Origin of the sequence: Flavobacterium sp. UBA7682, from assembly GCF_002482945.1 — a bacterium.
GTDB lineage: Bacteria > Bacteroidota > Bacteroidia > Flavobacteriales > Flavobacteriaceae > Flavobacterium.
In genome coordinates this window covers 54,923-71,566 of record NZ_DLGY01000001.1, presented here as the reverse complement: position 1 = coordinate 71,566, position 16,644 = coordinate 54,923, and the positions used below count along the sequence as shown (strand labels likewise).

The 16,644-nt window shown below is 37.0% G+C and carries 10 protein-coding genes; 8 read left to right on the top strand and 2 right to left on the bottom strand.

What is annotated here, in order from left to right; translation table 11 throughout:
* Nucleotides 1-74: 74 nt before the first annotated feature.
* The 6 genes from B3C16_RS00275 (at nt 75) to B3C16_RS00250 (ending at nt 10,334) form a co-directional block, all read left to right on the top strand.
* Nucleotides 75-1,436 (top strand): glucoamylase family protein, encoded by a 1,362-nt coding sequence (locus B3C16_RS00275; RefSeq protein ID WP_121313835.1) that lies wholly within the window; start codon nt 75-77, stop codon nt 1,434-1,436.
* Nucleotide 1,437: 1 nt separating this feature from the next.
* Nucleotides 1,438-2,145, top strand: a complete 708-nt coding sequence (locus B3C16_RS00270; RefSeq protein WP_291127391.1) for a prolyl oligopeptidase family serine peptidase — start codon at nt 1,438-1,440, stop codon at nt 2,143-2,145.
* 27 nt (nt 2,146-2,172) lie between these two features.
* Nucleotides 2,173-4,476, top strand: coding sequence for a beta-glucosidase BglX (gene bglX, locus B3C16_RS00265; RefSeq protein ID WP_291127388.1), 2,304 nt, complete (start codon nt 2,173-2,175; stop codon nt 4,474-4,476).
* 96 nt (nt 4,477-4,572) lie between these two features.
* Nucleotides 4,573-6,672, top strand: a complete 2,100-nt coding sequence (locus tag B3C16_RS00260; RefSeq protein ID WP_291127386.1) for a glycoside hydrolase family 97 protein — start codon at nt 4,573-4,575, stop codon at nt 6,670-6,672.
* An 11-nt stretch (nt 6,673-6,683) separates the two neighbouring features.
* Nucleotides 6,684-8,441: a family 43 glycosylhydrolase gene (locus tag B3C16_RS00255; protein ID WP_291127383.1), complete on the top strand. Its 1,758-nt coding sequence runs from the start codon at nt 6,684-6,686 to the stop codon at nt 8,439-8,441.
* Between the two features lie 228 nt (nt 8,442-8,669).
* The gene (locus tag B3C16_RS00250; protein WP_291127380.1) at nt 8,670-10,334 is read left to right on the top strand and encodes an MFS transporter; all 1,665 of its coding nucleotides are present in this window, start codon (nt 8,670-8,672) and stop codon (nt 10,332-10,334) included.
* Between the two features lie 86 nt (nt 10,335-10,420).
* Here the strand turns inward: B3C16_RS00250 and B3C16_RS00245 are convergent, their stop codons facing one another.
* Nucleotides 10,421-11,014 carry a hypothetical protein gene (locus B3C16_RS00245; RefSeq protein WP_291127378.1) on the bottom strand — a complete coding sequence of 198 codons (594 nt, stop codon included), beginning with the start codon at nt 11,012-11,014 and terminating at the stop codon, nt 10,421-10,423.
* A 274-nt stretch (nt 11,015-11,288) separates the two neighbouring features.
* Between B3C16_RS00245 and B3C16_RS00240 the strand changes: the two genes are divergently transcribed.
* Together B3C16_RS00240 and B3C16_RS00235 are read left to right on the top strand one after the other, a co-directional pair.
* Complete coding sequence (locus B3C16_RS00240) at nt 11,289-12,467, top strand: M28 family peptidase (protein WP_291127375.1); 1,179 nt, start codon at nt 11,289-11,291, stop codon at nt 12,465-12,467.
* Nucleotides 12,468-12,495: 28 nt separating this feature from the next.
* Nucleotides 12,496-13,677, top strand: coding sequence for a M28 family peptidase (locus B3C16_RS00235; protein ID WP_291127372.1), 1,182 nt, complete (start codon nt 12,496-12,498; stop codon nt 13,675-13,677).
* Between the two features lie 28 nt (nt 13,678-13,705).
* Here B3C16_RS00235 and uvrA read toward each other — a convergent pair whose 3' ends face one another.
* Complete coding sequence (uvrA, locus tag B3C16_RS00230) at nt 13,706-16,507, bottom strand: excinuclease ABC subunit UvrA (RefSeq protein WP_291127369.1); 2,802 nt, start codon at nt 16,505-16,507, stop codon at nt 13,706-13,708.
* Nucleotides 16,508-16,644: the final 137 nt, after the last annotated feature.

The window sequence follows — 16,644 nt, the reverse complement described above, 5'->3', positions numbered from 1 at the left end:
TAAACCTAATAGGTATTACAAACCTATTAGGTTTTTCTTTAATTTTTTCAAAAAATAAGTCACAAATCTCCATCATGAGAAACTTAGTTAAGTTAATAGTTTTACAATTCTTTCTTATTTCTTGTTCGTGTTCCAACCAATCGAATGATAATCCTTCAGAGGAGCAACAATTGACAGATGAACAATTATTGGATTTAGCTCAAAAGGATGCTTTGAAATACTTTTGGGACTATGCAGAAACCAATTCAAAACTAGCCAGAGAAAGATATCATACTGATGAAGTCAGTGTTGATGCAAATCTTGTGACCACAGGTGGTTCAGGATTTGGATTAATGACCATTCTAGTAGGTGTTGAACGTGGATTTGTTCCTAGAGGTGAAGCAGTTTCAAGGTTAACAACAGCGTTAACATTTCTTGAAAATGCAGATCGGTTCCACGGAGCATGGCCACATTGGTTAAACGGAACTAACGGAAATGTAGTTCCTTTTGGAAACGATGATAATGGTGGCGATATCGTAGAAACTTCTTTTCTCTGTCAAGGACTAATTTGTGTCAGAGAGTATTTTAAAAATGGTACAGCCGAAGAGCAAGCCTTAGCTTTAAAAGCTGATAACTTGTGGAAAGGTGTAGATTGGGATTGGTATACTAAAGGAGAAAATGTGATGTATTGGCATTGGTCACCTGATAATGAATGGCTGATGAATCTCAAATTGGAAGGTTATAATGAATGTTTGATTACCTATATCATGGGTGCTTCTTCACCAACACATCCTATTCCTTCTGAAGCTTATCATCAAGGTTGGTCAAGAAACGGAAGTATTGTTAGCCCAGGAACAAGTTTTAATATTCCGAAAGTATTTAATTATAACGGTACTTCAACGGTTGGCCCAATGTTTTGGTCGCATTATTCTTATTTGGGTTTAGATCCAAGAGGTTTGTCTGATCAATATGCAAATTATTGGACGCTAACTCAAAATCATGCCAAAATTATGTATGCTTATTGTGTGGCTAATCCATTAGCATGGAATGGTTACAGTGAAGATTGTTGGGGTTTAACGGCAAGTTATTCCAGAAATGCTAATGGTTCAACAGGCTATTCAGCACACCAACCTAATAATGACCGAGGCGTGATTTCACCAACTGCAGCCTTGTCTGATTTTCCGTTTACACCGATAGAATCCATGAAAGCCTTGCGTTTTTTTTATGAGAATGCCGATTGGAAAGAAAGATTGATTGGTGTTGCCGGTCCGTATGATGCGTTTTCGCCTCATCATGATTGGGTTACTAAACGTTACTTAGCCATCGATCAAGGGACTATTGTTCCTATGATAGAAAATTACAGAACAGGTTTTCTTTGGAACTTATTCATGCAAGCGCCTGAAGTGCAAACCGGATTACAAAACTTAGGATTTACTTCTACTCAACACGGATTCTAAAATGATGCGTTCTTTTAAAATAGTGATACTGTGGTGTTGTTTTGGATTTGGTTTAAGTGGCTTAGCACAAGAAACACAAGGAAGTTTTTCGACGCAGATAACAAACACTTATTCTTATGGTTATTTATTGCGCAAACCACAAAATATAAAAACTAAAAAACCATTAATTGTTTTTTTACACGGTTCCGGTGAAAAGGGAACCGATTTAGAAAAAGTAAAAATACATGGTCCGTTAAAATATGTAAAGCATCACGAACTCTACGCCTATATTTTGGCCCCTCAATGTCCTGAAAATACATATTGGGAATCAGAATCTTTATACCAATTGATTCTAAAAGTAAGCCAAGAGAACAATGTTGATGCCAACAGAATTTACCTAACCGGTCTAAGCATGGGTGGCTGGGGAACATGGAATTTAGCCATAGCACACCCGGATATGTTTGCGGCTATAGTTCCAATTGCAGGATTTGTTGACAGAGTTCCATTAATTGAAGATTGTAAAATAGCTGCAATACCTACTTGGATTTTTCACGGTCTTTTGGATGATGTTGTTGATGTGAATTATTCGTCCGTAATTTATAAAAGACTAAAAGCTTGTAATGCCAATGTCAAATTAACCATTTTCGACGATGCTAATCACGACAGTTGGAGCAGGGTTTATGATAATCCGGAAATCTACGAATGGATGTTACAACAGATTAAAAAATAACAATATCAATCAATCAATCAATCAAAAATGAAAGTTAAATACACCATAATCTTATTACTGATAGCATGTATTGTCTCGGCCCAAAAAGCTAAAAAGAACAAGACGGCTATTGCTATTGCGCCTAAAGAAATATTCGTTTCCGACTTATTGTCCAAAATGACTTTCGAAGAAAAAATTGGACAGTTAAACCTTCCTACTTCCGGAGATATAACAACCGGTCAAGCCAATAGTTCTAACATCGCCAAAAAAATAGAAGAAGGTAAAGTAGGCGGATTATTCAACATTAAATCTGTTCAAAAGATAAAAGAAGTTCAAAAAATTGCCGTAGAAAAAAGTCGATTAAAAATTCCGTTGCTTTTCGGAATGGACGTCATTCACGGATACGAAACTACATTCCCAATTCCGCTTGGATTATCGTGTACTTGGGATATGAATCTAATTAAAAGAAGTGCCCAAATTGCCGCTCAAGAAGCCAGTGCTGATGGAATCAACTGGACGTTTTCCCCAATGGTAGATATTTCCCGCGATCCGCGCTGGGGAAGAGTTTCCGAAGGTTCAGGAGAAGATCCATATTTGGGAAGCCAAATTGCCAAAGCGATGGTAACCGGCTATCAAGGTGACGATTTGAGTAAAAACAATACTATTTTATCCTGTGTAAAACACTTTGCCTTGTATGGTGCGCCCGAAGGCGGAAGAGATTACAACACGGTAGATATGAGTAAAATCAGAATGTACAATGATTATTTACCACCTTACAAAGCCGCCGTCGATGCCGGAACAGCTTCCGTAATGGCGTCGTTTAATGAAATAGACGGAATTCCGGCAACTGGGAATAAATGGTTACTAACTGATTTACTCCGAAAAGATTGGGGTTTCAAAGGTTTCGTAGTAACCGATTATACCGGAATCAACGAAATGACCGAACACGGTATGGGTGATTTACAAACCGTTTCTGCTTTAGCCTTAAACGCCGGAGTGGAAATGGATATGGTTGGCGAAGGTTTTTTACTGACATTAAAAAAATCATTAGACGAAGGCAAAGTGACTATGCAACAAATCAACAATGCAGTTCGATTGATTTTGAATGCCAAATATGATTTAGGATTGTTTCACGATCCCTACAAATACTGTGACGCTAATCGTGCCAAAACAGAAATTTTCACTTCAACTCACAGAAGTGAAGCCCGAAAAATTGCCGCTGAGTCTTTGGTTTTGCTTAAAAATGAAAACCAAACTTTACCGCTAAAAAAATCAGGCACGATTGGCGTTATCGGTCCATTGGCGGATGCCAAAGAAAATATGGCAGGAACTTGGAGTGTGGCGACCAAACAGGAAAATTCGGTTTCATTAATCTCCGGAATTCAATCTGTGGTTGGAGTTTCTGCCAAAATATTATACGCTAAAGGTAGTAATCTTGATTATGATGCGGCTTTGGAAGAAAGAGCTACCATGTTTGGCAAAACGCTACACAGAGACCAAAGAACGAATGAAGAATTACTTTTCGAAGCTTTGAAAATCGCCAACCAATCAGATGTGATTGTTGCCGCATTAGGAGAATCGGCTGAAATGAGTGGTGAATCCAGTAGTCGTACTAATTTGGAGATTCCACAAGCGCAAAAGGATTTGTTACAAGCCTTATTAAAAACAGGAAAACCGGTAGTTTTAGTTTTATTCGATGGTCGACCATTGGTGATAACAGAGGAAAATAAAACTGTTCCGGCTATTTTAAATGTTTGGTTTGCCGGAAGTGAAGCCGGTTATGCTATAGCCGATGTATTATTCGGAAACGAAAATCCATCCGGAAAATTAACAGCGACTTTCCCAAGAAGTGTTGGACAAGTGCCCATTTATTATGCGGCAAAAAATACAGGAAGACCTTTAGGTAACAAAGAAGGAATCTTCGAAAAATTTAAGTCGAATTATATCGATGAAAGAAATGAGCCATTATTTCCATTCGGTTTCGGATTGAGTTACACGACTTTTAACTATGCTAATTTGAGTCTTTCTTCGACTAAAATGTCTTTCAATGAAACTATTAAAGCTACTGTAGATATTACCAATACCGGAGATTTTGATGGCAAGGAAGTGGTACAATTGTATATCAGAGACATAGTTGGTTCGGTGACCAGACCGGTTAAAGAGCTGAAAGGTTTTCAAAAAATAAACCTTAAAAAAGGCGAAAAGCAAATGGTAACTTTTGAAATTTCTGTTGAAGATTTAAAATTCTACAATACTAATTTGCAATTTGTGGCCGAACCCGGAAAATTTGAAGTCTTTATCGGAACCAATTCTGATACGATTAATAAAATAGAATTTGATTTGGTTAATTAATTTTATGTTTACTTCGAGGAAAACCCTTTGGTCATCAACTAAAGGGTTTTTTTTAAAGTAATAAGTTATTTCTATCTTTAGCAAAAAATATACTTTATGAAAAATTCGATTACCATCACTTTGCTGTTGTTCGCTTTTTGCCTTAAAGCGCAAACGATACAATCACCTTCAAAAGAACTTACGCTCGAGTTCAAATTAGCTGAAAAAGGTAGACCATCTTATTCGTTGACCTATAAAAACAAACCGGTGATTTTGAAAAGTCTCTTGGGTGTTTATCTCAAAGGCGATACCGATTTGGCTTCCAATTTTAAAATAGATAGCGTTAAAGTTTCTACTTTCAATGAAACATGGAAACCGGTTCTGGGAGAGCAATCTAGCATCGTAAATCATTACAACGAATTGACGTTTTGTTTATCTCAAATGGGAACTAACAGAAAGATGAACATTATCTTCAAAGTCTATGACGAAGGAATGGCTTTTCGCTATGAATTTCCAAAGCAACCCAACTTGAATTATTTCATTGTATCCGATGAAAAATCAGAATTCAATTTAGCCGGAAACCACAAAACGTTCTGGATTCCGGGTGATTTTGACAGTCAGGAATATGCTTATAATGAAACGCTATTGTCTGATGTTAATACCGAAAAAATCGATTTAAATAATGGTATCGGTCTAAAATCCATCGCAGGAAAACACGTCGTACAATCGCCATTAATGATGAAAACTGCTGATAATTTATACTTAAATATTTTTGAAGCAGCGGTTGTCAATTATCCGATTATGCATTTGGATTTGAATCCAACAACAAACGCTTTGACTTCTCGTTTGGTTCCCAATGCTATTGGCGATAAAGCTTATTTACAAGCACCTTATGTTTCGCCTTGGAGAACCATTATGGTAAGTGATGATGCCCGTGAAATTGTAGGTTCCAAAATGATTTTGAACTTAAATGAACCTTCCAAAATTGAAGATACTTCTTGGATTAAACCCATGAAATACGTTGGCGTTTGGTGGGAAATGCACGTAGGGAAATCGACTTGGGATTACGCCGGAAGTCAAAATGCGCAGAACACCGAATCGAGAGAATTAATTGCCAGTGGAAGACACGGTGCAACTACGGCGAATACCAAACGATATATTGATTTTGCTGCCAAACATGGTTTTGATGGCGTTTTAGTGGAAGGCTGGAATGTAGGTTGGGAAGATTGGTTTGGCAATTGGAAAGAAGATGTTTTCGATTTTACTACACCTTATCCTGATTACAATTTAGCCGAAATCAACGCTTACGCCAAATCCAAAGGAGTTAAGATGATTATGCACCACGAAACTTCGGGTTCGGTGGCGAATTATGAAAGACATTTGGACAGAGCATTAAACTTGATGAAAGAGTATGGTTATCCTGCGGCGAAATCAGGTTATGTTGGTCGAATTATTCCGCGTGGCGAGTTTCATGACGGACAAACAATGGTCAACCATTTCAACTTTGTAGCCCGAAGATTTGCCGATTACAAAATGATGGTCAATTCACACGAAAGTTCTCGTCCTACGGGTTACCACAGAACGTATCCGAATTACATTGCAGCAGAAGCCGCTCGTGGAAACGAGTTCAACGCTTGGAGTAACGGAAATCCGCCAAGTCACGAAACCATTTTGCCATTCACCAGATTATTAGGCGGACCAATGGATTATACACCGGGGATTTTTGAAATCAAAATGAGCTATTATGACAAGACTAAAAAAGAACAAGTTCATACGACTTTAGCCAAACAATTGGCTTTATATGTGACCTTGTATTCACCGTTGCAAATGGCAGCCGACTTACCGGAAAACTATGAAAAATATCCGGATGCTTTTCAGTTTATTAAAGACGTAGCAGCCGATTGGCAAGAATCAAAATATTTGGAAGCTGAGCCGGGAGATTATTTGACGGTTGCTCGTAAAGACAAAAAATCGGAGAACTGGTTTTTAGGTGCTATCACCGATGAAAATGCCAGAAATACTGAAATTAAATTGGATTTTCTTTCTCCGAATAAAAAATACAAAGCTATTATTTACCAAGACGGGAAAACAGCGCATTGGGAGAAAAACCCAATCAGCTACGAAATCAAAACCATGACTGTGACTTCTAAAACCAAGCTGAAATTAGTTTTAGCTGCCGGTGGCGGAACAGCGGTTAGTTTGGTGCCAATTAATTAAAAATCACTTTTATGAAACATCGGATTGCCTTACTAATATTGTTATTCATTTCAAATTATGGAATAGCCCAGCAAAAGACGTATTGCAATCCGATTAACATTGACTACGGTTATTGCCCAATTCCCGATTTTGTCAAACAAGGAAAACATCGTGCCACTGCCGATCCGGTACTGACATTTTTCAAAGGCGAATACTATCTTTTTTCGACCAATCAATGGGGTTACTGGCATAGTAAAGACATGTCTGATTGGAAATTTATTGCTAAAAAATTCCTTCGAACTGAGCATAAAGTTTATGACGAATTGTGCGCACCTTCGTTGTCTTTTGTCAACGATACTTTGCTAGTTGTTGGTTCAACGCACGGCAAAGAATTTCCGCTTTGGATGAGTACGAATCCGGAAAAAGGCGAGTGGAAAGAGTTAATCCACAAATCAGAAGCCGCCGCTTGGGATCCGCAAATTTTTTGGGACAAAGAAAAAGATGAAGTCTATGAATATTACGGTTCGAGTAATTTGTATCCGCTATATGGTATAAAACTTAACCGCAAAACTTTCCAGCCGGAAGGCGATAGGATTCCGGTACTGGCTTTGAATGATGACGAACACGGATGGGAACGCTTTGGCGAGCACAACGACAATACTTTTCTGCAACCGTTTACCGAAGGTGCTTTTATGACCAAATACAACGGTAAATATTATTTGCAGTATGGCGCGCCCGGAACCGAATTCAGCGGCTATGCCGATGGCGTGTATGTGGGCAATCACCCGCTTGGACCATTCGAATACCAATCACACAATCCTTTTTCGTATAAACCCGGAGGTTTTGCTCGTGGTGCCGGACATGGCGCGACTTTCACCGATGCGAACAATCAGTATTGGCATATTTCAACGATTGGTGTTTGTGTGAAAAACAATTTCGAACGTCGTTTGGGTATTTGGCCTGCCGGATTTGATAAAGACGATATTCTGTATTCAAACACAGCTTATGGTGATTATCCAACGTTTTTGCCTTCGGAAAATAAAGGCCATTTGAGCGAAAGCTTTGCCGGTTGGATGTTGCTGAATTATAACAAACCCGTTCAGGTTTCTTCAGCGCTTGGTGGCTTTCAGGCGAATCTTTCGGTAGATGAAGATATTAAGACTTATTGGTCAGCGAAAACGGCTAACAAAGGCGAATACTTGATTTCTGATTTGGGCGAAAAAAGCATTATCCATGCGATTCAAATCAATTATGCCGATCAAGATGCCGAGTTAATGGGTAAACCCGAAACAACATTGGGCCACCAATACATTATCTATACTTCGAACGATGGTAAGAATTGGAAAATCTTAATCGATAAAAGCGAAAGCACCAAAGATGTCCCGCATGAATATATAGAATTAAAAACTCCGGCTTCGGCACGTTATTTAAAATTGGAGAATATTGGTATGCCAACGGGTAAATTTGCGATTAGTGGTTTTAGGGTTTTTGGCAAAGGAAGTAGTGAAAAACCAAGCGAAGTTAAAGGATTCGTACCCTTGCGTTCCGGACAAAAAGTAAAAGGCGAGCGCAGAAACGTTTGGTTCAAATGGCAACAGGAGCAAAATGCAGATGGTTATGTAATTTACTTTGGGAAATCGCCGGATAAATTATATGGTTCGATTATGGTTTACGGCAAGACCGAGTATTACTTTAATGGATTGGATAAATCGGATGCGTATTATTTCCAAATAGAAGCTTTCAACAACAACGGTATCGGTCCAAAGAGCGAAATCAAAAAAGCCGATTAGTTTTCAGTTATCAACCAACGCAAACGTTGTAATTTTTTTGAAATATTCGCAAAAGTGACTTTAAGAAAACGTTTTCGTTAATAACTAATTTTGTCGCCATCATTAGTGTTTTACTTATAAATGTATATTTATCCAATCAAGTTTATCTTAATTTAAGAATTTGATAATTTATCGACTCAATTTTTACACAAACAATAACTATTAACAACCTAACCAAAAACTATAATTATGAATTCAGAACAAACCAAAGCCAATAATTCGGCCCTTTACACTTTAATTACCGTATTCTTCTTTTGGGGATTTATCGGAGCGTCAAATGGTGTTTTTATTCCTTTCTGTAAAATTAAATTTGGGTTAGATCAGTTTCAAAGTCAGTTGATAGATTTTGCTTTTTACGGAGCGTACTATATCGGAGCATTATTGCTTTTTATTTTTAGTAGTATGGCGAACAAAGACATTCTCAACGCTTGGGGTTTCAAAAAAGGAATTATTAATGGTTTATTGATAAGTACTTTTGGTGCGGCATTTATGATTTTTGCGGTAACTCAGGGAAGTTATGCTTTAATACTAGGCGCTTTATTTATTGTAGCTCTTGGATTTTCTCTACAACAAACTTCTGCACAACCTTTTGCAACCTCATTAGGAGATATTAAAACTGCTTCTAATCGTTTGAATTTGGCCGGAGGAATTAATTCTTTTGGAACTACTATTGGTCCAATCGTGGTTTCTATAGCTTTATTTGGCGTAATTGCGGGAGCCAATTTAGAAGAGTTTGCCCAAAAAGCTGATTCCTTGGATAAAATGGAAATCCTTTACGTATTTGTTGGAGGTTTGTTTTTATTGGCTGCTGCCTTATTCTATTTCTCTAAAAAATTGCCATCAGGAAAAAGTGATTCCACCTTTGAACCGGCAAGTAAAGCAATGAAAACGTTAATTGCTATTACTGTGGTATTGGTTGCTATTTTTGGATATATTTTCTCAAGATATGAAGATGCCGATTTCATCACTCGATTTATTGAAAATAAAGAGAAAGATTATTTAGGACTTTATTTGACTATTGCAACATTATTAGTTACCGTTTTCGGATTGTTATTTGCCAATGTTAGAGCGCAAAAAAATCCGGAAGGTTGGGGTGCCATGAAATACCCACAATTGGTTTTAGGGATGTTGGGAATATTCACTTATGTTGGAGTTGAAGTAACCATTCAAAGTAATTTAGGCGAACTTTTAGACACCGCTGCTTTCGGAAATATTACAGGTTCGGCATTGGCACCATATATCTCAATGTATTGGGGAAGTTTGATGATTGGCCGTTGGGCCGGAGCCATTTCGGTTTTTAACCCAACCAATTCTGTGCGTAAAATTCTGTTGATAGTAATACCTTATGTAGCTTTTGGAGTGGTATTGTATGTAAATCATTTGTCAGGGCAAGATGTTTCACCGTTATATGCTTATGCCGCAGTGGTTGCTTTTCAAATTGCAGGTTTCTTTTTAGGGCAAGACAAGCCATCAAAAACATTAATGATTTTTGGTTTAATGGGAATGATTGCCATGATTATTGGTTTATTCACAACAGGAACAGTGGCTATTTATGCTTTTATGAGCGGTGGTTTATTTTGTAGTATTATGTGGCCAGCTATTTTCTCATTGGCTATTACCGGTTTGGGAAAATATACTTCACAGGGTTCAGCTTTTTTAGTAATGATGATTTTAGGTGGTGGAATTATTCCTCCGTTACAAGGGAAAATTTCGGATATCATCGGAATTCACCAGTCATATTTTATTCCTGTAATTTGTTTTGCTTATTTGGCTTACTATGGTTTTGTTGTAAAAGGAATTTTGAAAAAGCAAAATATTGATGTAGATGACATTCAAGCGGAAGGCGGTCATTAACCAATCCGATTTTTTATAAATCAAAAATCCCGCATCGAGTAAACTTTGCGGGATTTTCTTCATCAAAACCTAACCAAAACAACTATTTATTTTTTATCTTCAATCTTGGCTTTTGTGCCATCTGCTTTGTAATAGTAATAATCATCATCATTTCTTGGGTTGTTTGTAGCATAATCATTGTTGTAATTATTATTGCTATGGTAAACATACCCTTGGTTGCTGTAACCTTTTACATTTCCAAACATTTTCACAATATCACCTCTACGATCATAGACAATTTGCAATCCACCAATTTGGGTTAATGCATGTCTGTTGTATTTCATGTAAACCGTTCCAATTCGGCTTACTCTGTCTCGGCTGTCGTAGTTGATAAAAGTGTTACCAACACGTCTTACTCTGCCAAAACTATCATGTTCAATTCGGGTTCCATAATTTACAGGACCTCTCGCAGTAGTAGTTTTTGCTCCTCTTTTTCCGGCGGTTTTGTAAAAATAATCACCTTGACTGTCTTGTGGACGAGTACTAAAATCAAAGTCTCCATTTGGAAAAACAAAAAACTCAATGCCTCTTTCCACAAATGAGATTGGCTCATCAAAGCTATATCTCGTTCTTAAATCTGTTGCATTCACTACGTTTCCAACCAGTAAAACAGTAGCTACTAAAAGGGTAATTTTTTTCATAATCAATACAATTTGAGTTTTGCTTACTCTTTCGATTTTCAGCGTCTTCGAACAGTTATTATTGCTGTTGTTTGGTACATTCCAATACATGTGCCAAAGCCCGTAAATAAATTCTTAAGGTTTGGTTAAGACGAGATAAGATTCAGTATTACAGGTGTTTAAGAATCCGAAAAAGGCATTGTCTTTTATTGTTCTTCGTTTGAATATGTTTAAAAAATTAGTACATTTGCTGACGAATTTGTAAACTAAAGAACTTTATTCTATTAAAATTTCAATGAAAAACCTACTATTTTCATTATCCTTTTTGTTTTTATTGTCAAAAGGTCATGGCCAAACTTATATTCCTTATTACGGTACTATAGTTGACCAAGTTTCAGAAGCCAATGTATTAGACAATTTAACTGAATTCGAAAGCCTTGGGGTCAAAAGAAGAGGAACTGCCTCTTTGCAAAACACACTTGACTGGTTAAAAGCAGAATATTTAAGTTATGGATATACCGCTTCACAATTGCAGGAATACAGTTTTACCAATGGTTCGACTACTTGTAAAAATTTGGTGGTAACCAAAGTCGGAACCCTTTATCCTAATACGTTTGTCATTATATGTGGCCATTACGATACCATAACTGGAAAAGGAACTAATGACAACGGAAGTGGTGTAGTTACTATTTTTGAAGTCGCTCGTTTGTTGCAAAATATTCCAACAGAATACTCTATAAAGTTTATTAATTTCAGTGGAGAAGAAGATGGTTTGGTTGGAAGTCAAAACTTTGTTTCTACAGTGGTCAATGCTACTAATCCTAAAATGGACATTAAACTGGTATTCAATATAGATGAAGTAGGAGGAAGAGCTGATATGATCAATGATACCGTTACTTGCGAAAGGGATACCGGAAGTCCAACCTCCAATAATGCGGTTTCCAATACTATTACCAATGAATTGATTACTTGTACCCAACTTTATTCTTCTTTGAATACTCATTTGTCTTATGCCTATGCTTCTGATTATATGCCGTTTGAAGAAAACAACGAAGTGATCACCGGTTTTTTTGAAAAAAATGAAACACCACACCGTCATACATCAAGTGATTTGTTAGTCAATATGGATCCTGAATATGTATATAATATAGCCAAAGCTGCTACTGGTGCGATGCTTCATTTTGCAGTAGCTTCAACAGCCACACTTGACGCTGATGAGTTTGTCAATGATAATCAAGTGAGTTTTTACCCAAGTCCGGCGAAAGATATTTTGAATATCAATTTAGGTACTTTAACCGACACTCATTATTCTTTTTCTTTAATTGACTTACAAGGTAAAGTTGTACTTAGCCGTGAAGTTAAAAACCCTAATTTGTTAGAAAGTATTTCTTTGAATGGTTTATCTAAAGGGATGTATTTAGCAGTATTGCAAACTGCCAATAATAGAATCGCCAAGAAAATAGTTATCGAATAATACCTCTAAAAAAATAAAAACTATTGTAATGAAATTTAGATTTCAGATTATCCTATTATTATTTTTATCACTAACCGTTGCATATTCACAAGAATATATACCAAGTTATGACGCAGTGGTTAATCAATCAACACAAGCTAATATAACGGCGAGATTGACCGAGTTTCAGAATCTAGGAGTGAAACGAAGAGGAACAGCAGCCTTACAAAATACGTTGGATTGGTTGAAAAGCCAATACTTAAGTTACGGCTACACGGCTTCTCAAATGGAAGAAGATACCTATTCTTATTCGGGATTTACTTGTAAAAACCTTGTTCTTACCAAAGTAGGCTCTTTATATCCTAACACTTACGTAATTGTTTGCGGACATTATGACACTATTTCTGGTACAGGAACGAATGATAATGGTAGTGGAACGGCTATTATATTAGAGATTGCTCGTTTGCTTCAAAATATTCCAACGGAGTATTCGATAAAGTTTATCAATTTTAGTGGTGAAGAAGATGGTTTGAGAGGAAGCCAACATTTTGTAACCAATGTGGTAAATGCAACCACTCCCAAAATGGATATTCGCGTGGTGTTTAACATAGATGAAGTGGGTGGTGTTGCCGGAGAAATAAATGATACCATTACCTGTGATGTTGATGAGTCTTTGCCAATGGCTAATAATGCCGCATCAGCAGTAATTACTGAAGAGTTGGCTACTTGTGTCGCTTTATATTCTCCGCTAAATACTTGGATTAATTTTGCCGAAGCTACGGATTACATTCCGTTTGAGAATAATGGAGAAATCATTACCGGTTTTTATGAAACCAATATCTCTTCTCATCCGCATACACCATCAGATAATTTGGCTAATATGGATCCGGAATTTTGCTTTAATGTTGGAAAAGCTGCTATTGGTGCCACTATGCATTTTGCAATAGCCAATGCTTCCGCTTTAGATAATCAGTATTTTAATGAAGATGCTCAGGTTAGTTTTTTTCCAAACCCTTCTAAAAGTATTCTCAATATCAATAAAGGGAATTTAAATGATGCCAATTATACTTTTTCCATAATTGACATTCATGGTAAAACAGTTCTGAACCAATTTTTTACGGATACCGGTTTAATAGAAACCATTGATGTGAGTGATTTAAGCAGTGGTATTTACCTTGGCGTTTTAGAAACCGCAACTAATCGTATTACTAAGAAAGTCATTATTCAATAAAAAAAGCCTTCCCATCGGAAGGCTTTTTTTATAATTTGTCTTTTAGGTATTGTGCCGTGATTGACTTTTTATTTTTTACAATCTCTTCCGGTGTTCCGACCGCTAACAATTGGCCACCAGTTTCGCCACCTTCGGGACCTAAATCGATAATCCAATCGGCACATTTGATTAAATCTAAATTGTGCTCTATGACGATAATCGAATGGCCTTTTTCAATCAACGCATCAAACGAAGCCAAAAGCTTTTTAATGTCGTGGAAATGCAAACCGGTTGTTGGTTCGTCAAATACGAATAACGCTTTTTCTTTGGTTACGCCTTTTACTAGGAATGAAGCCAGTTTGATACGTTGCGCTTCTCCGCCTGAAAGTGTAGAAGACGATTGTCCTAATTGTACATAACCCAAACCAACATCTTGTAACGGTTGTAGTTTTTGAGTGATTTTAGTCTGTTTGTTTTCCGAAAAAAACATAATCGCATCATCAATGGTCATTGTTAAAATGTCATCAATATTTTTGCCTTCAAAAGCGACTTCCAACACTTCTTTTTTAAAACGTTTTCCGCCACAAGTATCACAAGGCAAAGAAACATCTGCCATAAATACCATTTCTACATTGATAGAGCCTTCGCCTTTACAGGTTTCACATCTTCCGCCGTCAACATTGAAAGAAAAATGTTTGGCTTGATAACCGCGCACTTTTGATAGTTTTTCTTTGGCATACAAATCACGGATATCGTCGTAAGCTTTGATATAAGTCACCGGATTCGAACGCGAACTTCTACCGATAGGGTTTTGGTCAACGTATTCGATGTGTTTTATATGTGAAAAGCTTCCGGTCATTTCGGTAAATTGTCCGGCTTTATCTCCAATGCCTTCTAATTTCTTTTGCATCGCCGGAAACAATATTTTCTTCACTAACGTACTTTTTCCGCTGCCGGAAACTCCGGTGATTACCGTTAGGCTTTCTAAGGGGAAAGTGACGTCAACATTTTGCAAGTTGTTTTCTCTTGCGCCTTTGATTTCAATAAAGTTGTTCGATTTTCTGCGTTTTTTTGGTACTGAAATTTCCAATTGTCCATTTAAATATTTAGCTGTCAAAGAATCCGCTTGTAATATTTCATCAAATGTTCCTTCGGCAACCAATTCACCACCAAAAGTTCCGGCTTCCGGACCAATATCGATAATTCTGTCTGCAGCTTTCATAATATCTTCATCATGTTCGACAACGATTACGGTATTGCCTAAATCACGAAGATTTTTCAACACTTTGATTAATCTCTCAGTGTCTTTCGGGTGTAAACCAATACTGGGTTCATCCAAAATATACATAGAACCTACCAAACTACTCCCTAATGAAGTCGCAAGATTGATGCGTTGTGATTCACCGCCGGAAAGTGAAGCAGAGTTTCTGTTTAGCGTCAGGTAATCCAAACCAACATCGCTCAAGAAAGCCAATCGGTTATTGATTTCTATTAAAAGGCGTTTAGCGACTTTGGCATCATATTCTGAAAGATTTAATTCGTTAAAGAAAGGAATCAATCTTTTAATCGACATATCGACCAATTCTGATATGGTTTTGCCGCCAACAGTGATGTAATTAGCTTCTTTTCTTAATCTTTTTCCTTTACAAGTGTTGCACTTGGTTTTACCGCGGTAACGAGATAGCATCACACGGTTTTGGATTTTATAATTTTTCTCTTCGAGTTCTTTAAAGAAATCATCTAAACCCGTAAAGAGTTTGTTGCCTTTCCAAATCAAGTCTTTTTGTTCTTCTGTTAACTCGAAGTAAGGATTGTGGATCGGGAAATCAAATTTATAAGCATTGTTGACCAATTGATCGCGATACCAACTCATACTTTCGCCACGCCAAGGATAAACAGCATTTTCATAAACAGAAAGTGAGGTATTCGGAATCACCAATTCTTCATCTATTCCAATGATATTGCCGTAACCTTCACAAGTTGGGCAAGCGCCATAAGGATTGTTGAAACTGAATAAATGAATATTAGGCTCTAAAAAAGTAATGCCGTCTAATTCAAAATTGGCACTAAATTCCAATCGTTTTTTGGTGTCCAATTCTTGTAGGTAACAAATGCCTTTGCCTTCAAAGAAAGCGGTTTGTACAGCATCTGCCAAGCGATTGTAGAAGTCTTCATCTGCTGCAGTTTCGGAATTGAATACAATTCGGTCAATGATCAGTAAAATGTCTTTATTGTCTAGCGAATGTTGGTCGATTTCATCCAAACGCACCATTTCGTTATTGACTAAAATACGAGCAAAACCTTGTTGAAGTAAAACTTTTAATTTGTCTTCCAATTGTCTTCCTTCTTCTAAATGAATAGGGGAAAGAAGCAACCATTTGGTGTCTAAATCAAATTCTTTAACCGCGATAACGACATCAGAAACAGTATCTTTCTTTACTTCATTGCCTGAAATTGGGGAGAATGTCTTCCCGATTCGAGCAAAAAGTAATTTTAAGTAATCATAGATTTCAGTAGAAGTGCCAACGGTTGAACGTGCATTAGTTGTATTTACTTTTTGTTCAATAGCAATAGCCGGAGCAATGCCTTTGATATATTCAACTTTAGGTTTGTCTAAACGACCCAAAAATTGACGTGCGTAGGAAGATAAACTTTCTACATAGCGACGTTGTCCTTCGGCGTATAAGGTGTCAAAAGCCAAACTTGATTTTCCTGACCCGGAGAGTCCGGTGATGACGACCAATTCATTGCGCGGAATGACCACATCCAAATTCTTTAGATTATGGATTTGTGCGCCTTTAATCAGGATATTTTTCTTTGGTTCTAACGTAGCAATTTCTGTACTTTTCATGGCTAAAAAGGAATGTTTGCAAAGGTAATCATTTCTCATCTTGGAAATGATACCAATGGAATTACATTTTTTTGTTTTTTTATATTGATGAATTAAAAATGAAACGATATTTTTACCTATTCATAACAACCAAACTA